General features: G+C 56.8%; 19 protein-coding genes. 13 read left to right on the forward strand and 6 right to left on the reverse strand.

The genetic code is table 11. From position 1 onward, the window contains the following. Window positions 1-348: 348 nt before the first annotated feature. Window positions 349-561 carry an RNA chaperone/antiterminator CspA gene (gene cspA / locus FA92_RS21070; protein ID WP_003855207.1) on the forward strand — a complete coding sequence of 71 codons (213 nt, stop codon included), beginning with the start codon at window positions 349-351 and terminating at the stop codon, window positions 559-561. Between the two features lie 182 nt (window positions 562-743). Here cspA and FA92_RS21075 read toward each other — a convergent pair whose 3' ends face one another. Continuing rightward, on the reverse strand, window positions 744-1760 hold the full coding sequence (locus tag FA92_RS21075; RefSeq protein ID WP_033785178.1) for a lipoate--protein ligase A: 1017 nt from the start codon (window positions 1758-1760) through the stop codon (window positions 744-746). A 231-nt stretch (window positions 1761-1991) separates the two neighbouring features. Between FA92_RS21075 and FA92_RS21080 the strand changes: the two genes are divergently transcribed. The 5 genes from FA92_RS21080 (at window position 1992) to FA92_RS21100 (ending at window position 7304) form a co-directional block, all read left to right on the forward strand. Continuing rightward, window positions 1992-2903 carry a DMT family transporter gene (locus FA92_RS21080; protein WP_033785179.1) on the forward strand — a complete coding sequence of 304 codons (912 nt, stop codon included), beginning with the start codon at window positions 1992-1994 and terminating at the stop codon, window positions 2901-2903. A gap of 145 nt (window positions 2904-3048) precedes the next feature. Continuing rightward, window positions 3049-4278 carry an MFS transporter gene (locus tag FA92_RS21085; protein WP_033785053.1) on the forward strand — a complete coding sequence of 410 codons (1230 nt, stop codon included), beginning with the start codon at window positions 3049-3051 and terminating at the stop codon, window positions 4276-4278. A gap of 26 nt (window positions 4279-4304) precedes the next feature. Next, the gene (locus tag FA92_RS21090) at window positions 4305-5366 is read left to right on the forward strand and encodes a sugar phosphate isomerase/epimerase (RefSeq protein WP_033785055.1); all 1062 of its coding nucleotides are present in this window, start codon (window positions 4305-4307) and stop codon (window positions 5364-5366) included. A 68-nt stretch (window positions 5367-5434) separates the two neighbouring features. Then, entirely contained in the window at window positions 5435-6415 is a 981-nt protein-coding gene (locus FA92_RS21095; protein ID WP_033785057.1) for a LacI family DNA-binding transcriptional regulator, read from the forward strand. 163 nt (window positions 6416-6578) lie between these two features. Continuing rightward, complete coding sequence (locus tag FA92_RS21100; protein WP_013196226.1) at window positions 6579-7304, forward strand: pirin family protein; 726 nt, start codon at window positions 6579-6581, stop codon at window positions 7302-7304. A gap of 41 nt (window positions 7305-7345) precedes the next feature. Here the strand turns inward: FA92_RS21100 and FA92_RS21105 are convergent, their stop codons facing one another. Genes FA92_RS21105 through FA92_RS21120 form a run of 4 tightly spaced genes read right to left on the reverse strand, consistent with a single transcriptional unit; the run spans window position 7346 to window position 12132 of the window. Beyond that, window positions 7346-8167, reverse strand: coding sequence for an alpha/beta hydrolase (locus FA92_RS21105; RefSeq protein ID WP_033785059.1), 822 nt, complete (start codon window positions 8165-8167; stop codon window positions 7346-7348). 50 nt (window positions 8168-8217) lie between these two features. Continuing rightward, a complete protein-coding gene (locus tag FA92_RS21110; RefSeq protein WP_033785060.1) occupies window positions 8218-9843 on the reverse strand; it encodes an MFS transporter in 1626 nt (541 codons plus the stop codon). Next, window positions 9830-10252: a DoxX family protein gene (locus tag FA92_RS21115; protein WP_033785062.1), complete on the reverse strand. Its 423-nt coding sequence runs from the start codon at window positions 10250-10252 to the stop codon at window positions 9830-9832. Before FA92_RS21115 ends, FA92_RS21110 begins: the two co-directional genes overlap by 14 nt. 2 nt (window positions 10253-10254) lie before the next feature. Then, window positions 10255-12132, reverse strand: coding sequence for an amidohydrolase (locus tag FA92_RS21120; RefSeq protein ID WP_033785064.1), 1878 nt, complete (start codon window positions 12130-12132; stop codon window positions 10255-10257). Between the two features lie 287 nt (window positions 12133-12419). Here FA92_RS21120 and FA92_RS21125 point away from each other — a divergent pair, with 287 nt between their 5' ends. The 5 genes from FA92_RS21125 (at window position 12420) to FA92_RS21145 (ending at window position 19620) form a co-directional block, all read left to right on the forward strand. Then, window positions 12420-13112 (forward strand): hydrolase, encoded by a 693-nt coding sequence (locus FA92_RS21125; RefSeq protein WP_013196231.1) that lies wholly within the window; start codon window positions 12420-12422, stop codon window positions 13110-13112. 62 nt (window positions 13113-13174) lie between these two features. Beyond that, window positions 13175-13396 carry a DUF1427 family protein gene (locus tag FA92_RS21130; protein WP_033785065.1) on the forward strand — a complete coding sequence of 74 codons (222 nt, stop codon included), beginning with the start codon at window positions 13175-13177 and terminating at the stop codon, window positions 13394-13396. 2 nt (window positions 13397-13398) lie between these two features. Further along, complete coding sequence (locus tag FA92_RS21135; RefSeq protein ID WP_033785066.1) at window positions 13399-13653, forward strand: XapX domain-containing protein; 255 nt, start codon at window positions 13399-13401, stop codon at window positions 13651-13653. A 43-nt stretch (window positions 13654-13696) separates the two neighbouring features. Continuing rightward, window positions 13697-14080 (forward strand): response regulator, encoded by a 384-nt coding sequence (locus FA92_RS21140; protein ID WP_033735675.1) that lies wholly within the window; start codon window positions 13697-13699, stop codon window positions 14078-14080. Beyond that, a complete protein-coding gene (locus FA92_RS21145) occupies window positions 14080-19620 on the forward strand; it encodes an AAA family ATPase (protein WP_033785067.1) in 5541 nt (1846 codons plus the stop codon). Before FA92_RS21140 ends, FA92_RS21145 begins: the two co-directional genes overlap by 1 nt. Before the next feature lie 28 nt (window positions 19621-19648). Here the strand turns inward: FA92_RS21145 and FA92_RS21150 are convergent, their stop codons facing one another. Next, complete coding sequence (locus FA92_RS21150) at window positions 19649-20269, reverse strand: response regulator (RefSeq protein WP_013196236.1); 621 nt, start codon at window positions 20267-20269, stop codon at window positions 19649-19651. An 808-nt stretch (window positions 20270-21077) separates the two neighbouring features. On the opposite strand from FA92_RS21150, the gene fdhF reads away from it, so the two are divergent. Both fdhF and FA92_RS21160 read left to right on the forward strand, forming a co-directional pair. Beyond that, on the forward strand, window positions 21078-24050 hold the full coding sequence (fdhF, locus tag FA92_RS21155) for a formate dehydrogenase subunit alpha (protein ID WP_033785068.1): 2973 nt from the start codon (window positions 21078-21080) through the stop codon (window positions 24048-24050). Continuing rightward, window positions 24050-24535: a DUF1641 domain-containing protein gene (locus FA92_RS21160; protein ID WP_033785069.1), complete on the forward strand. Its 486-nt coding sequence runs from the start codon at window positions 24050-24052 to the stop codon at window positions 24533-24535. The genes fdhF and FA92_RS21160 overlap by 1 nt, the downstream gene beginning before the upstream one ends. Window positions 24536-24539: the final 4 nt, after the last annotated feature.

Genomic DNA, 24539 nt, shown 5'->3' on the forward strand with positions numbered 1-24539 from the left:
GCAACGCTAATCACGTCGTTTTAATTAATCAGACCATTCAGCAATCATTATCCATCCGACAGCCCTGAAAATTGAAAAGGCTTTAAAAATCAATCAGGGCGCTCCGGACGTCTGGATGTTAAAATTAAATTAAAATAATGTTTGCTTAAGTCGCTCAGGCATGACTTAATAGCGACCTCGGTTTGGAACACAGACCTTATCAAAGCAGTTTTAGTAAAGCAGTCCTCAGTGCAAGCGATATCTCAAGATACCCCTTCTTCATGAGTCTCCTCCTAAAATCCTGGTAAGTAACCTTCTGGAAGACAGGCCATCTTCGCCACTTGTGGCTCATAAATTAAGGAAATATCGATGTCTAATAAAATGACTGGTTTAGTAAAATGGTTTGACGCGGGTAAAGGCTTCGGTTTTATCTCTCCTCAGGACGGCAGCAAAGATGTATTCGTACATTTCTCTGCAATCCAGAGCAACGATTATAAAACTCTGGACGAAGGCCAGCAGGTCGAATTCACTATTGAAAACGGCGCTAAAGGTCCTTCAGCGGCAAACGTAGTTCCTATGTAAGCCTCTGTTATCAATGACGCTTACAATCGCGATGACGGCAATAGCCTGAGCAGATAAGCCTGAATTGATAATAATAAAACCCGCCTTGTGCGGGTTTTTTGCGTTTATGCCTGGCTGAATATATGCGCGATGTCTTCGTCCGCGACAGCGTTTCGCGCGGGCCAGTCTCAGACTGAGCCTGTTCATCTTAAGCTTGCGATCAGCCACTGCTGCAATTCTGTCAGCTCCGCCTGCTGTGCCGGAAAATCGGCAACCAGCTGACTCAGCACGTGCTCCAGTGCATCGGGCCGGTAAGTGACGTTCTGCATTCGCTGGGCCAGCGCTTCGAGCGGTGCGGGATTGAGGCTGTCGCTGAAAATCTGACAGCGGCTGATCACGCCGCGTTCGACATCGAAGTGAATCTCCACACCGCCCCAGACGAAACGCTGGTCCAGCAAATGCGAGAAGTCAGGTGCCTGACCGAAATTCCACTCCCAGCTACTCTGCTTTGCGAACTGCTCAGTGAATCCAGGCAGGTCGGGCAGTGCGTCGGGAGAGATCATCTCCGGCTCACACTGCTCGCCGAAATGTTCAAAAAAAGCGTCCGTCACCGCGGAGCAGATCGTCTGATAGCTGATACCCGGCGTTAACTCCGTCAGGTTGGCGACCCTGGCGCGCACTGACGTAATCCCTTTGGCCTGTAGTTTCTTCACATCAGGATTAAGGTAATCTGCCAGCCGGGAAAGATCGGCATCCATCAAAATAGTGCCGTGATGAAAACCGCGATCGGGTGTTTCACGGTAGGCGGAACCTGAGATTTTGCGCAGCCCGTCAGCGGTGTTCACCACTAAATCGTTACGGCCGGATGCTTCCGCCGGAACGCCCAGCGCATTCAGCGCGCTCAGGATAATGGCAGTTGAAACGCTTTTATCGTATTCCGGCTTGCCTGCCATAAAGGTGAAACAACAGTTGCCGAGATCGTGAAACACCGCGCCACCGCCGCTGCTGCGACGCGCCAGACGGATGCCATCTTCCGCCATGCGCCGGGTGTTGCACTCTTTCCACGGATTTTGCGCCCGCCCAATCACCACCGCTTCCGCATTCCGCCACAGGAACAGCACCCGCTGGGTGGCGGGCATCTGCCGGAAAATGCACTCTTCAACGGCCAGGTTAAACCAGGGATCACTGGATTCCGATAACAGTAAACGCAGCGTGGACATCATTAACTCCCGTTCCATATGAGAAGCGGCCCATAAAACAGGGCAGAACGCAGAAGTCTACCAGCACGAATACGGACCCACATGCCTCTTCATGCCGTGATGCGGCGGCAAAAAAAGATAATCTGCTGTCTGCGGCGCAATCACGGCAGATTGCTGCACAGCATTGTGCCAGTATGTTGTCTGAGTCTGCTGATTTTACTGCTTATTTTCCCCACTGAGATTAAAAACCTTATGAACGCGTCCGCTGGCATAGCGATGAAGATCACAGCTGCGTTGAGCTCCACGCTGATGCTGGCCTGTGTAAAAGGACTGGATGGCGCAATCCCGGTCGGCGAAGTGATCTTTTTCCGCTCTGTGCTGGCACTGGTCCCGCTGCTTATCTGGCTGCGTTTCCAGGGCAGCGTGCTGGAGGGTATTCGCACCCGTAATATTCGCGGGCATTTTGTGCGCGGGCTGGCCGGAACCGGCGGCCTCTATTTCAGCTATCTGTCGCTGCTCTACATCTCACTGACCGACGCCACCGCGATTAACTATGCCGCGCCGCTGTTTACCGTGCTGCTGGCGGCACTGCTGCTGCGTGAAAAAGTGCGGCACCATCGCTGGGTGGCGGTCTTTACCGGTTTCAGCGGCATTCTGGTGATGTTTTCCGGGCATCTTTCGCTGACGCAGTCGGCGTCATTCTCGCTCTCCGCGTCGGCGGGCATTCTGCTGGCGCTGATGGCAGCTTTCTGTACCGCCTGCGCACTGGTCCAGATTCGGTTTCTTAACGGCAAAGAGAAGCCGGGTGCCATCGCCTTCTGGTTCGCCGTCACCACAGCGTTAACGTCGCTGATCACGCTGCCGGGCGGCTGGAAAGTGCCGCACGGTAATCAGGTAGCGCTACTGATAGGCTGCGGGCTGCTGGGCGGAATCACGCAGATTCTGATGACCCTGAGCCTGCGGTACGCCGAAGCCTCGCTGCTGGCGCCGTTCGATTACACCACGCTGATCTGGTCTGTCGCGGTGGGATATCTGTTGCTGGGTAACCTGCCGACTACCACTACGGTCATCGGTGCGGTTCTGGTGGTGTGCGGCGGCCTCTATTCAGTGCTTTATGAGCGCTACCGTTTTCGTAAAGCGCGGGTAGCGGATATCACGACCTGAGCAGATGTCACATCACCATGCTGAATAACGAAAAGATGATAACGTACTGTTACCAGTTTGTGATCGCGGCGAAAGAATGAATGCTTGTAATCGATTACTTTTAAATCCGGCTGAAAGTAATCGATTACTTATTCGTGAGGTTCTCATGATTGCAACGGTGCAGGTGAGTGCTGGTCAGCGGGTGCAGCATAAGCTGCTGGTGCCGCGCCTCTCTCTGATGATGTTTATGCAGTTCTTTATCTGGGGCAGCTGGTCGGTAACGCTGGGGCTGGTGATGACTCGTCACAATATGCCGTTGCTGATTGGGGATGCGTTTTCAGCCGGGCCTATTGCGTCAATTCTCTCGCCGTTTGTGCTCGGTATGCTGGTGGACCGCTTCTTTCCCTCGCAGAAAGTGATGGCCGTGATGAATCTGGCGGGTGCAGCGATTCTCTGGTTCGTGCCGCAGGCACTGATCGCAGAGAACGGCGCGTTGCTAATCGCCCTGTTATTTGGCTATACGCTCTGCTTTATGCCGACGCTGGCGCTCTCGAATAACATCGCCTTTCACAGTCTCGCCAGCAGTGAGAAGAGTTTCCCTATTGTCAGGGTCTTCGGCACCATCGGCTGGATCGTCGCGGGGATCTTTATCGGCGTGACCGGCATTGCGGACAGCGTCGTGGTGTTCCAGCTGGCGGCACTCTGTTCGGTCCTGCTGGCCATTTATAGCCTGACGCTGCCTCACACCCCGGCACCGGCTAAAGGTTTACCGTTAAAAGTCCGCGATCTCTTCTGCGCCGACGCCTTCGCCTTGCTGCGGCTGCGTCATTTCATGGTCTTTGCGCTGTGCGCCACCCTGATCTCCATTCCGCTCGGCACCTACTACGCGTTTACGGCCTCCTGGCTGGCGGATGCCGGTATCCGCGAAGTCAGCACGCTGATGTCGCTGGGCCAGATGTCTGAAATTGCCTTCATGCTGATCATCCCGCTGCTGTTTCGTCGCCTGGGTGTGAAGTACATGCTGCTGATTGGGATGACGGCGTGGTTTGTTCGCTATGCCCTGTTTGCGCTGGGCTTGAGTGATGAAACGCGCACGCTGATCTACCTCGGCATTCTGCTGCATGGTGTCTGCTATGACTTCTTCTTCGTAGTGGGATTTATTTACACCGATCGGATTGCCGGTGAAAAGGTAAAAGGGCAGGCGCAGAGCATGGTGGTGATGTTCACATACGGCATAGGCATGCTGCTGGGGTCGCAAATCTCCGGCGCACTCTACAACCATCTGGTGGCAGGTCACGCCAGCGCGCAGAGCTGGGCAATCTTCTGGTGGATCCCTGCGGTTGCCGCTGCGCTGATTGCGATTATCTTCTTCTTCTCGTTTAAATACCGTGATTAGGCGGTAGCGAAAAACAGGAGCTACTGATGAAAACAGTTAAGGGACCGGGCATCTTCCTGTCGCAGTTTATCACCTCGCAGCCGCCGTTTAATTCGCTGGCGGGTCTGGCGGAGTGGGCCGCCGCGCTGGGATATCGGGCGCTGCAGATCCCCTGCCATCAGCCCGCTATTTTCGATCTTGAAAAGGCAGCGGTCAGCCAGACTTATTGCGATGATGTCCGGGGAATGCTGGCCGGTTTCGGACTGGAGATCAGCGAGCTGTCTACCCATCTTGAAGGGCAGCTGGTGGCGGTGAACCCGTTATACGACCTCGCATTTGATAATTTTGCGCCAGCAACACTGCGGGGCGATCCCGCCCGGCGCACCGACTGGGCTATCGCCGCCCTGAAGCGTGCGGCGGCGGCCTCGGAAAAACTCGGTCTGCGCGCACACGCGACGTTTTCCGGCTCGCTTGCGTGGCCCTGGTTCTATCCCTGGCCGCCGCACCATGAAGCGCTGTTCGACGAGGCATTTACCGAACTGGCCCGGCGCTGGCTGCCGGTACTGGATGTGTTTGACCATCACGGCGTTGACCTGTGCTATGAGATTCATCCCGGCGAAGACCTGCATGACGGTGTCACGTTTGAGCGTTTCCTGACGGAGGTGAATCACCATCCGCGCTGCAACATTCTGTTTGACCCCAGCCATCTGCTGCTGCAACACATCGACTATCTGCAGTTCATTGACCTCTACCATCCGCGTATCAAAGCCTTTCACGTTAAGGATGCTGAATATCAGCTTAACGGGCGCAGCGGCGTCTATGGCGGTTATCAGCCCTGGCTGGCCCGTGCCGGACGCTTTCGCTCGCCGGGCGACGGGCAGATCGACTTCAGTGGTATCTTCAGCAAGCTGGCGCAGTATGACTATGACGGCTGGGCGGTACTGGAGTGGGAGTGCTGCCTGAAGGAGGGCGAAACCGGGGCGCGTGAAGGTGCAGCGTTTATCCGTCGCCATATTATTCCCGTGGCTGACCGCGCGTTTGATGATTTTGCGTTAGCAGAGAACGCCCCATCGGTACGCCACCAGTTGGGACTGGATCGCAACGCCTGAAATGGCGGTGTGGATTCAGCGGATGAGTGGTGAGGCGACTTTGATCGTATCAAAACAGAGGGATCTTTATGTCTGTTCAGAAAATCGCCCGGATGGCGGGTGTTTCAGTTGCCACGGTTTCCAGGGTGCTGAATAACAGCGACAGCGTAAAACCAGCTAATCGTCAGAAGGTGCTCGCGGCTATCGATGAGAGCCATTATCAGCCAAACCTGCTGGCTCGCCAGCTGCGCACGGCGCGCAGCTCAATGATTCTGGTGCTGGTTTCAGATATCTCTAACCCGTTCTGCGCCGAGGTGGTTAAAGGCATAGAGGCGCACGCCGAGAAAAATGGCTATCGCATCCTGCTGTGCAACTCGGGCGCGGAGATAGAGCGTTCACGCTCCAGCCTGCAACTGCTCTCCGGCAAAATGGTGGATGGCATCATTACGATGGATGCCTTCAGCAAGCTGCCGGAGCTGAGTCAGCTGATAGGCGCGGCCCCCTGGGTTCAGTGCGCCGAACATGATGACACCGGCCAGGTCTCCTGCGTCGGTATTGACGATGATGTCGCTGTGCAGTCCGTGGTGCAGTTCCTTGCGGCGCGGGGACGTCAGCGCATCGCGTTAATCAATCACGACCTCCGCTACCGATATGCCCGTCTGCGTCAGCAGGGCTACACCCGCCAGCTCAAAGAACAGCACCTGACCTGGCAGGCGATTGCCTGTGCCAGCGAATTAAGCTTCAGCGCCGGAAAAGCGGCAATGGAACAATTGCTGGCGGACGAAACCGTTCCTGACGCGGTGTTTGCCGTGTCTGATACGCTTGCCGCTGGTGCCATGACGGCGATTCAGCAGGCGGGGTTACGGATACCCGATGATATCGCCGTGGTGGGGTTTGACGGCAGCGAACTGGCTGAAATGGTCTCACCGCCACTGACAACGCTGGCGCAGCCCTCAAAGGAGATAGGCCGTCGGGCCTGTGAACTGGTGTTGCAGAAAATCATGTGTCCCGATGCGCCTTCACAATGCGTGATCATACCGGGTGAGCTGGTGGTGCGGGGCAGCAGCTAAACACGCGGCTCGCCTGCCATTCCTCCGTTTAACCACGCCTCTATTGTCCACCAAAAAGCGACAGTGATTGCCATTTAACGCCATTGTGTGACTCTCTGGTTTACTTATATGCTGTTTCCATCGAAGGGCATTCGCACTTCCCGAATCAACGAAGGGGCAGAATATGATTGAGCAAAGATTGTCAGAGCAACGTGGCGTGGGCGATCACGGCTGGCTGAATTCACGTCACACCTTCTCTTTTGCAAACTACTGGGACCCAAAACAGGCGGGCTTCTCCGATCTGCTGGTGATCAATGATGATCGTGTCGCTAAAGGACGTGGTTTTGGTGCGCATCCGCACAGCAATATGGAGATCATCTCTTATGTGCTGGAAGGCGCGCTGGAGCACAAAGACTCAATGGGTACCGGCTCGGTGATTGTTCCCGGCGATGTGCAACTGATGAGTGCGGGCAGTGGTGTGACCCACAGTGAGTTCAACCACTCAGGTACTGAGGGCGTGCATTTCCTGCAAATCTGGGTGGTGCCTGCTGAGAAGAACACGCCGCCAGGTTACCAGCAGATCTCCGTCAGCGAAGCGGATAAACGCGGTAATCTGCGACTGATCATTTCGCCAGAGGGTGAAAACGGGGCGCTGCGGGTGCGTCAGGATATTCGCATCTATGCGGGACTGTTCCAGGGCGATGAGCAGCAGACGATCACGCTGCCGGACGATCGCTACGCCTATATTCATGTGGCGCGGGGCAGTGTCCGGGTCAATGGCCTGCAGTTTAATGCCGGAGACGGCGCGCGGGTCCGTGATGAGAAAACGCTGTCGTTCAGTCACGGTGACGGGGCAGAAGTGCTGTTATTCGATCTGCGTCCGAATGAAGTGAATCATCCAACCCGTTAAAATGAAAACTGCGCGGCTTTCACCGCGCAGTTTTTTTTTCATCACTGCGCGTTAAGAAACGCCAGCAGATCCTGATTCAGCTGATCCTGATGCGTTACCGCGAAACCATGCGGCGCATTGTCATAGACCTTGAGTTCAGCACCCTCAATCATCTCCGCCGCCACTTTGCCGGTGGATTCAAACGGCACGATCTGGTCGTTGCTGCCATGAATCACCAGCGTCGGCACATTCACTTTCGCGACGTCAGCACGGAAATCGGTTTCCGCAAACGCGGTAACGCAGTCCACGGTACTTTTTAGCGAGGCCAGCAGCGCGATGTTCAGCGTCTGCGTCATCACGCCATCTGAAACGGTCTGTCCGGCGTTAGTACCATAAAACGGTGTGGCGAACTCTTTGATAAACTGCGCACGATCTTTGAGCAGACCCTCACGAATTCCCTCGAATACCGACATATCGACACCCTGCGGGTAGTCTGCCGTTTTGCCAAAGATGGGCGTAACGGCACCCAGCAGCACCAGCGCCGCGACGCGATCGCTGCCGTAACTGCCGATGTAGCGCGTAACGTCGCCGCCACCCATGGAGAAGCCCACCAGCGTCACGTTTTGCAGGTCAAGATGGGTGATCAGGTCATTAATATCCGAGGCGAAGGTATCGTAGTCGTTACCGATCCAGGGCTGATCGGAGCGACCAAAACCACGACGGTCAAATGCAATAACCCGATAGCCGTTATCAGCCAGGAATTTCATCTGGCTGTCCCACATATCGGCATCCAGCGGCCAGCCGTGGCTGAACAACACAGGTTTACCGGTACCCCAGTCCTTGAAGTAGATTTGTGTGCCGTCGGTCGTTTTAAAGGTGCTCATGGTATTGCCCTCTGTATGACGTGATGGATAAAAAGTTGGTGTTACGCCAGTCACACTGGCGCCACCAGATAGCGAACCTCGGGTGAGCACTCGCCCTGATGAAAAGCGAAAACCCGCCGCTCTATTTTTTTGTCGTTGATAGTGTAGCGCTCTTTCTGACGCAGATGCTCGACCCAGGAGCCGACCACAAACGTCTCAACGAAAATGCCGGGCTGCAGGATATCTTCATAAAGTGACCAGTTGATGGCGCCACCGCGGCGTCTGACCCGTCGCATATCCTGCATGCAGACGGTAAAAGCGTGTGCATCATCAATAGTAATCCGGTATTCGTAATTCACCATAACCGGCCCGCGTTCGTGACGAATATCCAGCACAGGTGCATTGACGCCGTCACCGATCATGTCGAGATTAAGATCGGGATCCTGATCAAGTCGCCAGCGCCAGACGGTGCTGCTGGCCAGCACCATACCCAGCGCCGCGATACAGAGCGACAGCGGAATGCTGAAGTGCGACGCGAGCTGTCCCCAGAGTGCGCTGCCTGCGGTCATAGAGCCAAAGAAGACCGTCAGATAAACCGCCAGCGCACGCGCTTTGACCCATTTCGCCGCGCTGCGCTGTGCGCCGAGATTCAGCGTTGAGAGCACCGCTATCCAGGCGAAGCCGGTAAAGAACTCAAACGCATTCAGCAGCCAGAAGTGCCGCACAAAAGCCAGCGCCAGCATAGTCAGGGCAAAGATCAGACTGGCGAGCACCATCAGGCGATCGGAGCTCAGGCGACGACGCAGACGCGGCAGCAGTACTGCACCGGTAATCGCGCCGACACCGATGCAGGCCAGCATGATGCCGTAGCCACCAGGGCCAAGGCCGAGCTCTCGACGCGCCACCAGCGGCAGTAAAGCCCAGCCTGCGCTGCCAGACAGAAAGAACGCGAAGGTCCGCACCAGCACGTTACGCAGAACCGGTGCCGCATGCACGTAGCGCAGACCGGCACGCACCGCCGGGAAGAAATGCTCCGGCGGGAGGCGCTGCACACTCGGCTCCGCTTTCCAGCGCCAGAGCACCCAGGCGACGCCCAGCACCGACAACGCATTGAGCAGGAAGACCATCCAGGGGCCGGTGAATGAGAGGATCAGGCCGCCCAGCGCCGGACCGATGGCGCGACTGATATTAATGCCGAGCGAGTTAAGCGCAATGGCGGCCCCCAGCTCCGGTTTGGTCACCAGATCCGGCACGATCGCCTGGAAGGGCGGTGAACTCATGGCGGCACCCGCGCTCAGCAAAAAAGCTGCGCCCAGCAGCACCTCAGGTGTCACATGGCCGGTCCAGGCCAGCACCGTCAGCCCGGCCGCGGCGATAAAGGTCCAGAGCTGGGAAAACAGCAGATATTTGCGGCGGTCAACGATATCCGCCATCACGCCCGAGGGCAGCGCGAACAGAAACATCGGCAGACTGCTGGCTGCCTGTACCAGCGCCACGGCCAGCGGGTCGGCACTCAGCGTCAGCATGCTCCAGTTCACGCCCACATCGTTCATCCAGGAGCCGATATTGGAGACCACGGTGGCGATCCACAACATGCGGAACACCGGCTGTCGCAGTGGCTGTAGCGGTGAAACCTCACCTGAAGTCGTCTCAGGCGGTTCCTGATCGAGCTGGTGGATATCATTAACCTGTGCCATAACGTCTCCCCTGAGGTTTTGTCGCGCCGATGCACCAGCCGCCAGGCCCGGTCAGCGCCAGCGTGGTAAAGATAATCAGCAGCAGCCAGCCGAACTGGCCTTCAGTCAGTGACCAGCCAGGGTGAACCACCAGCATCGCCACCAGCAGCACCGCGATGATCGGCAGGCAGGCAATCCGGGTTCCCCAGCCGATGATAATAAAAACCGGGCAGATGACTTCCGCCACGATCGCCGGCAGCAGGCTCATCATCGGTCCCAGCCCGAAGGGATCTTCGATTCGCGTCAGTTCTTCGCTGAAATGGAGAATTTTCGGCAACCCATGCACCTGCAACAGCAGCAGGCTGCCGGTCAGGCGCAGGAAGAACAGCCCCGCGTTGATGCGGGGCGAAAGAGCAATAGCGCTATTCATGATTAAAACGCGAAGCAGCTGCAGCCGAGCGCGCCCCAGAAGGCGTTATCTTCGGCGACCGGCACGCTGGAACCCCGCGCAATCTCATGCGAGTGTTGATGAACCCCACACGGACCGCTGCAGTGGTGGACGGCGGGCATCATGCCTGCCCGGCTCTGCGCAACCGGCGGGGCGCTGCGATAGTGACCCGGCACGTTTACCACTGGCGACCACTCAGGCAGGACCGGAATCGCGGGCGGTGCATCCGCGCTGAACGAACCAGCGGCATAGACAATATTGCCATTCACCACGGTCAGCACCGACTCAATGCCTTTGATTTCTTCTTCCGGCACGCTGAAGAAGTCCTTGCTCAGCACCGCCAGATCCGCCAGTTGCCCGATTTTTATCTGGCCTTTTTTACCCTGTTCACTGGAGAACCAGGCGCTGCCCTGGGTCCAGAGCATCAGCGCCGTTTCGCGGTCAGGGCGGGCACTGACGTCATACATCTGCATGCCGCCCACGGTGCGACCGGAAACCAGCCAGTAGAGTGCGGTCCAGGGGTTGTAGCTGGCGACGCGGGTCGCATCGGTGCCAAGGCCGACCGGAACGCCGGTCTCCAGCATTTTCTGCACCGGCGGCGTGTGGCGGGTGGCTTCGATGCCGTAGCGCTCAGCAAAGTATTCCCCCTGAAACGCCATGCGGTGCTGCACGGCAATGCCACCGCCCAGCTCTTTAATACGATCGATATTGCGCTGAGTGACCGTTTCCGCGTGGTCAAAGAACCAGTGCAGGCCATTAAACGGAATATCGCGGTTGACCTTCTCGAAGACATCCAGCATCCGGCTGATCGACTCGTCATAGGTCGCATGCAGGCGAAATGGCCAGCGATGCTCCACCAGATGCCGCACCACGCGCTCCAGCTCATCTTCCATACCGGGCGCCAGGTCGGGACGCGGCTCCAGGAAATCTTCGAAGTCAGCTGCCGAGAAGACCAGCATTTCACCTGCGCCGTTGTGACGGAAATAGTCGCTGCCCTGGCCTGGCGTCAGCATGTCCGTCCACTTCTCAAAATCTTCCAGTTCATGCCCCGGACGCTGCGTGAAGAGGTTGTAGGCGATACGCAGCGTCATCTGTTTTTTCTGATGCAGCTCAGCGATCACTTCGTAATCTTCAGGATAGTTCTGGAAGCCGCCGCCGGCGTCAATCGCGCTGGTCAGGCCCAGACGGTTCAGCTCGCGCATAAACTGACGAGTGGAGTTGATCTGCTGTTCCAGCGGCAGCTTCGGGCCTTTCGCCAGCGTGGCGTAGAGGATCATTGCATTGGGACGGGCAATCAGCAGGCCGGTGGGATTGCCGTTACTGTCGCGCTGGATTTCACCACCCGGCGGGTTCGGCGTCTCTTTGGTATAGCCAACCACTTTCAGTGCGGCGCGGTTGAGCAGGGCGCGGTCATAAAGGTGCAGCAGGAAAACCGGCGTGTCAGGGGCCGCTTCGTTGATCTCATCCAGCGTCGGCATCCGGCGCTCGGCAAACTGGAACTCGGTCCAGCCACCGACGACACGTACCCACTGCGGTGATGGAGTACGCAGCGCCTGTGTTTTCAGCATCCGCAGCGCATCGGCCACCGACGGTACACCTTCCCAGCGCAGTTCAAGGTTGTAGTTCAGCCCGCCGCGGATCAGATGCAGGTGTGAATCGTTCAGGCCCGGTACGGCGGTGTGGCCTTTAAGATCGATCACTTTAGTGCCGTCACAGTGATACTCCATCGCCTCTGCCAGCGTGCCGACCGCAACAAATTTGCCATCACGAATTGCCACGGCTTCTGCGACCGGATTGCTGCGGTCAACAGTGTGAAATTTGCCATGGGTCAGTATCAGTTCAGCTTTACCCAGCGTAACCATAGATCCTCCTCAACGGGGTTGTCCGACTCAGCGCGGGACAGGAAGTGCCGCAATAAGCAGGGCACGAATAAGCCGGATTATGGTGAGCGGGCTGAGGGATCGTCTAGTTATACAGAGGGATACCTATACCTTCGTATAGTTATACGCAGAGATAATAGTTTGCCGTGGCACGTCGCCCTACACTGCGACCAGACAGCCAGCAGCAGGACAACAAACCTGCCCTGACCGTCTTTTTGCTCCGCGCCGGTTGGCGGAAATTCCGTTACTTAACCTCTATGGGTGAACGCATGTCCAACGCAAAGCTTGAAGTCCTCACGCCACATAACAGCCAGATTATCTTCATCGACCAGCAGCCGCAGATGGCCTTTGGCGTGCAGTCGATTGACCGTCAGGTGCTGAAAAACAACACTGTTGCGCTGGCGAAGGCGGCAAAAGTCTTCAATATCCCGACCATCATTACCACGGTCGAAACCGAAAGCTTCTCCGGTCATACCTATCCGGAGCTGCTGGATGTCTTCCCTGGACAGGATATCCTGGAGCGCAGCTCGATGAACTCCTGGGATGACCAGAAAGTGCGTGATGCCCTGGCGGCGAACGGCAGGAAAAAAGTGGTGGTGTCGGGACTCTGGACAGAGGTTTGTAACAACAGCTTTGCCCTGTGTGCGATGCTGGAAGGCGACTACGAAATCTATATGGTGGCCGACGCGTCAGGCGGTACCACCAAAGAAGCGCACGACTACGCGATGCAGCGCATGATCCAGGCGGGAGTGGTGCCGGTGACCTGGCAGCAGGTGATGCTGGAGTGGCAGCGTGACTGGGCCAACCGTGATACCTACGATGCGGTGATGAATATTGCCAAAGAGCATTCAGGTGCCTATGGCATTGGTGTGGATTATGCCTACACCATGGTGCATAAAGCACCGTCTCGTCAGAAAAGCGAACACCGTACTCTGGCACCGGTTCACGCGCCGGTCCGCTAAGCGTCGCTCTGCTGATCGGCACGCGCTGCCGGTCAGCAGACGGGCATCACAGGAGTCCGGTCATGAATCCTTTACTTCTTTCCCTGACGGCAGGGGTGCTGATTGGCGTGCTGTACGGCCTGCTTAAGGTCCGTTCACCCGCTCCGCCTGCGATTGCGCTGGTGGGCCTGCTGGGAATGTTACTGGGCGGGGCGCTGGTGCAGGCGATGATACCTGCGGCGCATGCGACCGTCCTGCAGTCGCTCAGCGATCAGCCTGAAACACACCCGTTGCGGATAAGCTGAACATGTTGAAATCCTACATTATTTCTCTCACGGTGGGCCTGCTTGCCGGGGTAATCTATGCGCTGATTAACGTTAACTCCCCGGCTCCGCCGATTATTGCTCTGGTGGGGTTGTTCGGCATGCTGTTGGGTGAACAGGTCATTCCGCTGGCTAAACGTCTGCTACGCCGTCAGCCGGTGACGCTGAAGTGGTTTCGCCATGAGTGTGTGCCAAAAATCAGTGGAACACCGCCACCCGATGGCGATAACACCCCTTAAGTCCTCGCGTACCGCACGGTGAGGCGTTCCGGAGAATAACGGCATGGCGCTGTCACAGCGTATTATCATTGTTGATGATGAACGCGCGGTCCGCAGTGGACTGAGCAACCTGTTGCACTCAGACGGCTACCCGACGCGCTTATATGAGTCCGGTGAAGCACTCCTGAGCGATGACGATGCCCTTTCAGAGGCGGGCATGCTGATCATTGATGTCGGACTCAAGGGCATGTCCGGCTTTGAGCTGTTTGTTCTCCTGAAACAGCAGACAGAACTGCCCCCGGTTATTTTTATTTCGGCAGACCTGGATGACACCACCCTGTGGTATGCCATCGCCCTGGGTGCGGTCACGTTTTTGCGAAAGCCCATCGATGTTGATACGCTGCTGACACTGATCCGTTGCGAGTTATCCAGGGGAGAAGCCCGCTGATGAGTATGCTTTCGGTTAATGTCCAGGAAAGTGACGACGCAGGGATCGCGATTGACCATTTCGACACGCTGACGCCGCTGGCGCAGGATGGCTGTCTGCTCTGGATGCTGGCGCGCTGTCAGTCTGGTGAATCCATAATTATCGCCACCAGTCAAAGTGACGACGTCACCTTTCAGGCGACGCAGCGGCTCAAAAATGAGCGTGCGCTGGCAGGCTATCTTTCACCGCGCTGGGCAATCACCGCGACCGGCACCACCCGTTATCACAATCGTTATGCCCTGATTTATCCTTCGTTTCCGTTTCGAACGCTGGCTCACAATCTCGCCACGCCACCTGAACACATCGCTGACTTTCTGCAGGTTGCGTTGCAGCTTTGCTACACGCTCGGTCAGGCGCATCATCAGGGCATCGTGCATGGCGATATCAAGCCGGGCCACTTTTTTGTGACTGACGAGGGGCGCTTTCGCCTGGGCGGGTTTGGACTGGCCTCGCTGGCCGCGCAGTCGGCGGACAAAACCAGTCTGCGCGCTTCAGGCGGTACGCTGGCCTATATGTCTCCTGAGCATACCGGCCGCACGCCGCATCCGGTCAGCAGCCTCAGCGATCTCTATAGCCTGGGTGTCGTGCTGTATGAGTACCTGACCGGCAGACTGCCATTTGGCTCACCCGACGCGGGTGAAGCAGAGTGGATTCATCATCACATTGCTACTGCACCCCGGCCCGCCGATCAGGTCAGAGACGATGTGCCGCCGATGCTCTCGGTGATTCTGTTGCGTCTGCTGGCAAAGTCGCCCGCAGAGGGATATCAGACCGTGCAGGGACTGATGGCCGATCTGCGCCGCTGTCAGGCGACCCTCACTGCCGAAAATACCATTGCGCCGTTTACGCCCGGTCTGCAGGAGCGGTTCAGCAGCAGTTTCCGCCCCGAGATGCTGTTCACGCAGCATCCACAGGCGCGCGCATTACTGACCACGCTTGAGGCGGTCAACCGCAGCGGCACGCAGAGTCTGGTGATGCTGAGCGGGGCACCCGGTTCCGGGAAATCTGCCATCATCGCCTCTGCACTGAAAAACCTGCAGCACCGACAGATTCTGCTGGCCGCCAGCAAGGCCGATCAGCATTCGCCAGCCGCCCCCTATGCCGCAATCGCCTCCGCGTTTCGTACGGTCACGCTCTATCTGCTGGGTTTGTCAGCCCCGGAAGTCAGCAAATGGCGGGGGCGACTGCTGCGGTTACTGGGCGGATATACCGATTTAGCCATTGAGCTGGTGCCTGAATTAAAACAGCTGCTGAATATCCGGACACTGCCGCCCGTGGTACGCCACGCCACGGACGCCCGCGAGCAGTTTAACCAGATGGCGTGTGCGCTGATTGAGGCTTTTGCCACGCCGGGTCGCCCGCTGGTGATGCTGATTGATGATGTTCACTGGGCAGATAATGCCACGCTGCAACTGCTGGAAACGCTGATCACTCGAAGTGAACATCTGCCTTTTATGCTGGTGCTCGCTTTCCGGGAGGGCGAATCGATGCCCTGTCCGATGATTGCCGGTTTTCTGCTGCGGATCAGAGAATCCGCGGCGCGGCTTGTGGCGCTGACGCCGCAGCCGCTAAGCGTGAAAAGCATTGGCCGCTGGCTGGCGGGGAGGCTGCATACCCGTCCCGGTGGCCATCGCGAACTGGCACAGATTATTTTCGACAAAACCGGGGGCAATCCGCTCTCTGTGCAGGAGTTCTTTCGTCAGGCGGTGGACGATGGGGTCATTTACTTTCGTCAGAACCCGCTTAAATGGCATTACGACAGCCAGGCACTGATTGCGCGTCAGTACACCGACAACGTGGCAACGCTGGTGCTGAATCAGCTGGTACGGATGCCGGAGATAACACGGCAGTTGCTGAGCGATCTGGCCTGCCTGGGCGCCAGCGGCGAACTCTCCCTGATAAGTCATATCAGCGGGACGCCTGTTACACGGCTTCAGCAGCAGCTTGAACCTGCTGTCAGTGGCCGTTTTATCGCCCTGACGGGCGGCAACTACGCCTTTACCCACGATCGGGTTCACAACGCGGCATTTTTACTGCCCGACCGCCGACAGCAACAGCATCTTCACCAGCAGGCGGCGGCCTGGCTGTCAGATGCGGTGATGACGGCGGATAACAGTGAAACACTGTTCCGGGCGGTTTATCACATTGGCATGATTGCTGAACTGCCGCTGAGTGTCGCAGAGCGTGAGCGGTATTATCCGCTCTGTCTGCGCGCTGCACAGGGGGCAAAGCGTGCCGGGGACTACCTCTCGGCGCTGCGCTATCTGCGCACCGCCCAGCGGCTTAGCCAGCGGATGGTGACCGGTAATGACTTTATGCTGGGTCTGGATGAGGCAGAGTGCGAGTTTCTGCACGGTAATCTCAGCAACGCACAATCGCTCTGCACCCGACTGCTGCGTGAGCCTGGCACACTCAGTGAAAAATCCAGGGCTGCCTGTCTCTCTGCTGAAATTCATATGCGCCAGTCTGACAATCATCTGGCGCTGGAAACCGCTCTCGCCTGGCTGGCGGTCTTTGGTGAGCATTTCAACCGCAATCCGGAAGACGCAGAGATCGACGCCGCCTGGCTGTCGCTCAGGACGCGCATCGGCGACTCCCCGCAAGCGGCTTTTTCATGGCTTCCGCTGAACAATAATGCCGAAACGGAGTCGGTGCTGAACCTGATGGCCAGCACCATTTTTGTTTCCGCCTACGATTGCCCGCAGCTGCATCTGATGCTGGTCTGCCGGATGCTGGAGATGACGCTGGACCAGGGCATGACTGGGGCTTCTGCGTTTGGTCTCGCCTGGTTCAGCGTACTGACTGGCGACCGCTATCAGGCCTGGCAGTTTAGCTATGCCTGTGGCCGTGTGGCGCGTGAGCTGGTGGAAGAGCATAACTTTATCCGCTACAAAGCACGCACGCTGCTGCCACTCGATCAGGTGGGGATCTGGACACAGCCGCTGGAGGTCGCCGTGGAGTGTGCCCGCGAAAGTTTTCGCGTGGCGGTGATGCATGGCGACCGCTCTTTTGCCTGCCTCTCGCTGCGTCATCAGATCATGAATACGCTGACACGCGGCGATCACCTTGAGTCAGTGCTGACCTCCATTGAGCGTGGGCTCGCGTTTACCCGCAAATCGTATTATCCCGATGTCGAGAACGTGCTGGTGATGCAGAAGCAACTGGTGATGCAACTGCGTAACAGTAATGGATTCAGGGCAGAGGATCGTGTCACCTCTTTGCCGCTGGTGGCGGGCAGTGAGCCGGGGCCGATATCCGGCCCTAAAGCGATGGTGCGGTTCTGGGCCGGTCTCTATCGGGGAATGGCGCATTTCTTCGCGGCTGAATACCGGGAGGCGCTGCGCTGTTTTGAGGCGGTTCATCCGCTGATTAGCGCAGTGCCCGCTTATATCTATCTGATGGATTTTCATTTCTACAGCGCATTGTCACTGAGTCACCAGCCTGAAGCGGCTGACAGCAACGCGCTGCGCGGCCATCTCGATAAATTTGCTGACTGGGCAGACCTCAACCCCGCTCTGTTTGCAGACAAATATGCTCTGCTCAGGGCCGAGTGTGCGCGTCTTGATGGCAACACGGGCGAAGCGCTGCAGCAGTATGAACGGGCTATTCGTCTCTCCAGACAGGCGGGGTATCTGCACATTCATGCGCTGGCGAATCAGCTGGCAGGCCGCTGTTATAAGGCTTTGCAGCTGGATATCGCAGCAGATGCGTATATTAAAGCCGCAACAGGAAGCTGGGAGAACTGGGGTGCGCAGGCGATGGTGCGTCAGCTGGAGCAGCGCTATCCGCATCTGTCTGCGCCGCTGCAAAACAGCGCGCTGGCGACGATTCCGTTTACTCAGGATGCTGCGTTTTATGACATGGAAAGCGTGCTGACCGCCGTGCGCGCCCTGACGGAGGAGATCAACCTTGATCGGTTGATACATACCCTGATGCGAATGCTGCTGGAACGGGCCGGTGCTCAGCGCTGTCGGCTCATCCGGATTCTGGATGGCAACCTGCCGGAGACGCAGGCCTGGGCAGAGAGCATGGCAGAGGGGGTACGGGTGCAGATTGTCAAAGAGCGGCCTCTCGCCACCGACCTGCCTTTATCCGTGCTGTCAGCGGTGATCCGTACCGGTCAGGAGATACGCACCGGCAAGCCGGAGGCGTTCAGTCCCTTCAGCCAGGATCCCTATCTGGTGGCTTCGGGCGCAGCGGTGTTGTGTGTCCCGATGTTCAGGCAGGCCAACATGGTCGGGGTGCTCTATCTGGAGAATCGCCTGATGCCCGACGCGTTTACAGCTGAGCACTCCCACATCGTGAAAACCCTGAGTGCGCAGGCGGCCGTATCCCTGGAAAACGCACGGCTCTACGCGGAGCTGCTTGAGGAGAACACGCATCGGCGGCGGGTTGAGAAGCAGCTGCGAGCCAGCAAAACCTCGCTGATGCTCGGCGAGAAGATCAGCCATACCGGTACCTGGCGCTGGGAAGTGACAGAGGACATGATGATGGTCTCTGAAGAATATGGCCGTATTCTTGGCCTGCCAGCTGAACAAAAAGGGCTGTCGATGGCAGATTTTCTGACCCGCGTTCATCCCGATGATCACGCGTGCATCAGTGAACTGGTCACGCTTAGCGTCAGCCAGGGGCATAGTATGCAGGCTGAGTTCCGTGTGCTCCGGCCGGATGGGGAATGCCGCTATATCAAGGGTATCGGCGAACCAGTAGACAATTTCCCCGAGGTGAAAGAGTATTTCGGCACCATTTCGGATATCACTTTACAGCGCCAGGCAGAAGATACCGCGCGTATGGCCCAGGCGGATCTGGCTCGGGTCACACGGGCCACCACCGTCGGGCAGCTGACTGCTTCCATCGCCCACGAAATTAACCAGCCGCTGATGTCAATTGTGGCAAACGCCGGTGCCAGCCTGCGCTGGTTAAAGCGTGAGCCGTTGATGCTGGAAAATGCCAGCAGCAGTCTGAACGAGATTATTAAAGAGGGTAAACGTGCCGGAGAGATTATTCGTGGTCTGCAGGCGCTGACCCGCAATCATGAACCGAGCTTTGCGCCGGAAAACCTGCATCTGATCGCCCGTGATATTCTGGCGCTCTCACGGATCGAGCTGGAACGGCGGGGCATTTCACTGGAACTGAAACTCAAAGCGGCCAGGGCAGATATTTTCTGCGACCGCGTTCAGATTCAGCAGGTGCTGCTTAATCTGGTCATCAATGCTATCGATGCCATGTCCGATGATTTACCGCGCGCGGCCCTGCTGCGCCTCACCTCCGAGAATCCTACGGATGACACGCTGCGATTTGAGGTGCTGGATAGCGGTTGCGGATTGCCTGATGGCGTGCGTGAACGGATCTTTGAGTCGTTCTACACCACCAAGAAAAGCGGCATGGGTATGGGATTAACCATCAGTAAAGGGATCATCAAAAAGCATTGCGGAGAGTTAGGCGCCGAGAACCGGCCAGAAGGCGGCAGCCGCTTCTGGTTTACGCTGCCACTGGAATAAGCGTGCGGGCCAGCTTCAGGTGCTGGCCTTAACGACGGCGGGTATGGTCAATATTGAGCCGCTCAGCTGCACGGACCAGATCGGTCAGCGAGCGCGCATTCATCTTCTCCATCACCCGCCGCTTGTGGACTTTAGCCGTAATCTCGCTGACGCCCATTTCGGCGGCAATCTGCTTATTCAGCAGGCCACTGATCGCCAGCAGCATTACCTCGCTTTCACGCGGCGTCAGGGTCTGGTGCCGCTGGAATATCTCTCGCCGCTCCTCAGAGGACGCCATATTCTGTTCTGCGATGCGCAACGCTTCCGCTACTGCCTGCAACATACGATCGGGATCTACCGGTTTAGTCAGAAACTCATAAGCGCCGGTTTTCATCGCCCGCACCGTGACCGGAATGGTTCCGAAACCGGTTAAAAAGATGGTGGGGATTGTGTAACCGCGATCGAGCAACGCCTGAGCAACATCGAATCCATCTGCGCCGGGCAGATTGATATCCAGAATCAGGCAACAGGGAAGGGGAGGGATAGCATGAGTCAGGAAATCATCTGCCGATGAAAAAGAGATAACCGTGTAATCGTCGGCGGTGAGCAGATTACGCAATGCTGAAGTCACAGCAACGTCGTCGTCAACAATATATACAATGGGGTTCATAGGGACCTCATTCCAGCCAGAGTTTTACTGATAATTAAATTAAACATGACGCGTCAAGAGGCCCTGAACAGTGAGCATCCGGCAGGGTTATCAGGATATTACCATAACAGTTATCATTATCATCTTATAATTAACAGCATGTTAAAAATAAGATAAATCACTGATCGATATGATTAAATCGTGAGCGTTATTCTTTGGGCTGAGCGTCGTTTTTCCGATCTGATGGTTATTGGGCTGTAATCAGAGCGTCCTGTTTGTGCAATCAACGGAGCTCTCAATTGCGGCCAGCAGAATAGCGATCGCTATTCGCTGAAATAGTCCATAAACTGCACACCGAATTAAATACTCCACGCTTTTATGATGCCGTAATAAGTTCGTGCCAGTGCGTCATTCATCTCTGGAATAAGCGGCACGGTAACGGGCAATCAGTGGTTAACTTACTCCGGCACTAAGCAGTGCTGCGATGTCCGCGTCATACAAAAAAAAGGGTTGCTGCCCACACGTGATAGTTACAACATACATAAATAGATTTATTAAACCCGACGATTAGCAGCCGGATGTTCATTGCTTAGCAGCATAAGAGTTCTTTTTTGTCGTTCCCACCAGGCAGTCGTAAAAACCCCTGATTTCATCCGGTAAGAAGTCATTACATTTTAAAAAAGCCTTAACTGTCAGCGATTAACCTCAATAAGCGTAGCGGTATTCATGGCGCGGCTGATAATACTCACTACGCTTGGAAGACAACCCTTTCATTTCGGGGATATTTTTTCCAGCCCAGCGCTATCCGCCATGTCGTCATGAGGCTCATATGAGTGAAAATTACTGCACCATTGTTTTCAATGGTGAACGATTAAAAGGATTAGCTGATCAACCGCTTATCGATTTTCTGGATGCTCAGGGGAAAAAACTGCCTCATGTCTGTTATCACCCGGCGTTAACGCCGCTGCAAAGCTGTGATGTCTGTTGGGTCGATGCCAATGGCGAGCGGGTTCGTGGCTGTACGCTTCGTACCGAAGAAGGTCTGACGGTCCGGAGCGAGGGCAGTGCGCTGAAAGCCGCGCAGCAGGAGGGCATGGATCGACTGCTTAATCGTCATGAGCTTTACTGCACCGTCTGCGAACACAATACCGGTGACTGTACGCTGCATAACGCCGTAGCCGATATGCACATTCCGATTCAGTACTATCCTCATCAGCCCAAGCCTTACGCGAAAGATCACTCCAATCCGTTTTACACCTACGACCCTGACCAGTGCATCTTATGCGGTCGCTGTGTCGAGGCATGCCAGAATGTCGAGGTCAACGAGACGCTCTCCATTGACTACACCCAGGCGCACCCACGCGTATTGTGGGATGGCGGCACCGAAATTGCCGGTTCCAGCTGCGTCAGCTGTGGGCACTGCGTTACGGTCTGCCCGTGCAATGCACTGCTGGAAAAAACCATGCAGCCCGATGCGGGACCGTTTACCGCCATGGATGAAGGGCTGAAGCGTCCGCTTATCGACTTTGTGAAAACGCTGGAAAACAGTATCGGCATGGAGCCAATTACCGGCGTGTCAAAAATTGACGTGGCGCTGCGTCAGTCTGAAATCAAACGCACCAAAACGGTCTGCACCTACTGCGGTGTGGGCTGCAGCTTTGAAATCTGGACCCGCGATCGCCATATCCTGAAAGTACAGCCGGTTGCCGAAGCGCCAGCCAATGGCATCTCCACCTGTGTTAAAGGCAAATTTGGCTGGGATTTCGTCAACAGTCCGGAACGCCTGACAACGCCGCTGATTCGCGAGAATGGCCGCTTCCGGCCTGCCAGCTGGGATGAGGCATTACAGCGGGTTGCTGATGGACTACGTGGCGTTGCGCAGAACTATGGCGGTGACGCGATAGGCTTTATCGGCTCCAGCAAGGCGAGTAATGAAGAAGCCTATCTGACCCAGAAAATCGCCCGCTTAATCTTCGGCACAAACAATGTCGATAACTCTTCCCGCTATTGTCAGAACCCGGCCACAGAAGGGCTGTTCCGCACCGTGGGCTACGGCGGTGATGCCGGAACGATTGAGGATCTGCAGCAGACCGATTTGATTGTGCTGGTTGGCAGCAATCTCTCCGAGAACCATCCGGTTATCGCTTCGCACATCAAACAGAGCCATAAACATCAAGGCCAGAAACTGCTGGTTGTCGATCCGCGCCGTCACGAAATGGCGGAACGGGCTGACTGCTATCTGCGCATCCGGCCTGGCACCGATCTCGTCTGGGCCTCGGCGATGGCGAAATATATGTTCGATCACGGTTATGCGGATGACGCGTTTCTGGCACAGCGGGTTAATCAGGTTGAAGAGTACCGCGCCTCGCTCGATGCCTTTACGCTCCACTATGCCAGCGAGATCTGCGGCCTGAGCGAAGCCGAACTCACAGAGGCGGCGGAGATGATCGGCCAGGCGGGCAGCGCCTGCATCTTGTGGGCGATGGGGATTACCCAGCACAGCCACGGGGCCGACACCAGCACGGCGCTGTCGAACCTGCTGCTGGTCACCGGCAACTATGGCCGGCCTGGCACCGGCGGCTACCCGATGCGCGGACACAACAACGTGCAGGGTGCCAGCGACTTCGGCTGCCTGAGCAACCTCTATCCCGGCTATGAAAAAGTCACTGACGACGCGGTGCGGGAAAAATGGGCGCGTGCATGGGGCGTCTCTCCTGATGCACTCTCTGACAAGCCCGGCGCGGATAACTTCAAAATGGTGCAGGAGGCGGGAGAAGGCAAAATTCGCGCAATGTACATCACCGGCGAAGAGACCGCGTTTGCCGATGCTGATTCAGATAATGTGCATGCTGCCTTCAGCAGGCTGGAGTTTATGGTGGTTCAGGACATCTTCATGTCACGTACGGCCGAATTCGCCGATGTGGTGCTACCCGGTGCGCCCAGCGTGGAGAAAGAGGGCACGTTTGTGAACACCGAGCGGCGAATTCAGCACTTTTCCCCGGCTATGAAACCGCTGGGTGACTGTCGTCCAGACTGGCAGATCTTCACCGAACTCGCCGCGCGCCTCGGTCACCCGTGGCATTACCCGAATCCGGGCGCGATCATGGCGGAAGCGGCGGGCATTGCAGATATTTTCGCTGGCGTCAGCTATGAGCTGCTGGTCGGCTGGCAGTCGCAGCTCTGGCCGGTCAGTGCCGCAGGTGAAAGCACGCCGCGTCTCTACACGGAACGGTTCAATTTCCCGGATGGCAAAGCCCGGCTTTATCCGCTGAGCTGGCAGCCGCCTGCCGAGCAGGAGGATGCAGAGTACAATCTGCTGCTGAATAACGGCAGGATGCTGGAGCATTTCCAGTCGATGAACCAGACCGGGCAGGGTGGCCGCATGATGTCGCTGTCGCCTAATGCCTTTGTTGAGATCTCACCGGAACTGGCTGCCTCGCGCGCGCTGACCGAAGGAGAGTGGGTGCGCATTACCTCAAGGCGCGGCTCGATGGATGTCCCGGTTGTTATCACCGGGCGTGTAGCGGGTAACGTGCTGTTTATGCCGATTCATCATGGTAAGGATGGCGTCAACGCACTCACCGGCGAACATCACGATCCCGACGTCAACACACCGGCTTATAAAGAGCTTGCCGTGAACATGAAGCGAATCGAACGGCGGACGCAGCCCAATCCGCTGCCGTTACACAACTTCCGCCACGGCAGTCGAACCCCACTGGATCACCTGCCGATTGAACAAAAATGGCAGCAGGCTGGCTACCGTGAACCGCCTGAACACGTCGAAAAACCGGAGAAATTTTAATGGCAGAACGGATGAAATATCAGGTCACGCCGACACGCACCGAGCCGACCGCCCGCGAGGAGATGGATGATCTGCTTGAAAATCTCCACCAGCATGGCTTTTTGCGGCTGGCGAACGATCTGGTTAAGTCAAACAGTGAGGTGGGGAAAATTCTGGTCTCAGGTCTTAACCAGCCCGGCACCCAGAACGCGCTTCAGAACCTTTCGCTGCTGATGATGACGCTGGGCAGCGTGCCACCAGAGCGATTTAATCATCTGCTGCTGGCGGTTCGTGATGCCGCGATGGCGGTCAAACCGGCGCGCGATGAAGCGCGTCAGGACAAAGCCGCGCCGGGCATCCGCGGCATTATCCGGTTACTTAATGACGAGGATCTCTGGCGCGGGCTGCGGCCGATCTTCGCCGCGCTGGAGGTCTTCTCAAAGCAGATTGACCGTGAAGAGCAGAAGCCGATTACCCGCTTCAGTGGCATGCCCACCCGCGATTAACTCA

The sequence above is a fragment of the Pantoea sp. 9140 genome, from assembly GCF_000745295.1.
GTDB classification, from domain to species: Bacteria; Pseudomonadota; Gammaproteobacteria; order Enterobacterales; family Enterobacteriaceae; genus Pantoea; species Pantoea vagans.

What these genes read in the sequence shown, in the direction of transcription:
- cspA (WP_003855207.1), top strand. Translation starts at nt 349, where the DNA reads ATGTCTAATAAAATGACTGGTTTAGTAAAATGGTTTGACGCGGGTAAA.
- FA92_RS21095 (WP_033785057.1), top strand. Translation starts at nt 5,435, where the DNA reads ATGTCTGTTCAGAAAATCGCCCGGATGGCGGGTGTTTCAGTTGCCACG.
- fdhF (WP_033785068.1), top strand. Translation starts at nt 21,078, where the DNA reads ATGAGTGAAAATTACTGCACCATTGTTTTCAATGGTGAACGATTAAAA.
- FA92_RS21140 (WP_033735675.1), top strand. Translation starts at nt 13,697, where the DNA reads ATGGCGCTGTCACAGCGTATTATCATTGTTGATGATGAACGCGCGGTC.
- FA92_RS21130 (WP_033785065.1), top strand. Translation starts at nt 13,175, where the DNA reads ATGAATCCTTTACTTCTTTCCCTGACGGCAGGGGTGCTGATTGGCGTG.
- FA92_RS21160 (WP_033785069.1), top strand. Translation starts at nt 24,050, where the DNA reads ATGGCAGAACGGATGAAATATCAGGTCACGCCGACACGCACCGAGCCG.
- FA92_RS21110 (WP_033785060.1), bottom strand. Translation starts at nt 9,843, where the DNA reads ATGGCACAGGTTAATGATATCCACCAGCTCGATCAGGAACCGCCTGAG.
- FA92_RS21075 (WP_033785178.1), bottom strand. Translation starts at nt 1,760, where the DNA reads ATGTCCACGCTGCGTTTACTGTTATCGGAATCCAGTGATCCCTGGTTT.
- FA92_RS21145 (WP_033785067.1), top strand. Translation starts at nt 14,080, where the DNA reads ATGAGTATGCTTTCGGTTAATGTCCAGGAAAGTGACGACGCAGGGATC.
- FA92_RS21080 (WP_033785179.1), top strand. Translation starts at nt 1,992, where the DNA reads ATGAACGCGTCCGCTGGCATAGCGATGAAGATCACAGCTGCGTTGAGC.
- FA92_RS21100 (WP_013196226.1), top strand. Translation starts at nt 6,579, where the DNA reads ATGATTGAGCAAAGATTGTCAGAGCAACGTGGCGTGGGCGATCACGGC.
- FA92_RS21120 (WP_033785064.1), bottom strand. Translation starts at nt 12,132, where the DNA reads ATGGTTACGCTGGGTAAAGCTGAACTGATACTGACCCATGGCAAATTT.
- FA92_RS21085 (WP_033785053.1), top strand. Translation starts at nt 3,049, where the DNA reads ATGATTGCAACGGTGCAGGTGAGTGCTGGTCAGCGGGTGCAGCATAAG.
- FA92_RS21090 (WP_033785055.1), top strand. Translation starts at nt 4,305, where the DNA reads ATGAAAACAGTTAAGGGACCGGGCATCTTCCTGTCGCAGTTTATCACC.
- FA92_RS21125 (WP_013196231.1), top strand. Translation starts at nt 12,420, where the DNA reads ATGTCCAACGCAAAGCTTGAAGTCCTCACGCCACATAACAGCCAGATT.
- FA92_RS21105 (WP_033785059.1), bottom strand. Translation starts at nt 8,167, where the DNA reads ATGAGCACCTTTAAAACGACCGACGGCACACAAATCTACTTCAAGGAC.
- FA92_RS21115 (WP_033785062.1), bottom strand. Translation starts at nt 10,252, where the DNA reads ATGAATAGCGCTATTGCTCTTTCGCCCCGCATCAACGCGGGGCTGTTC.
- FA92_RS21135 (WP_033785066.1), top strand. Translation starts at nt 13,399, where the DNA reads ATGTTGAAATCCTACATTATTTCTCTCACGGTGGGCCTGCTTGCCGGG.
- FA92_RS21150 (WP_013196236.1), bottom strand. Translation starts at nt 20,269, where the DNA reads ATGAACCCCATTGTATATATTGTTGACGACGACGTTGCTGTGACTTCA.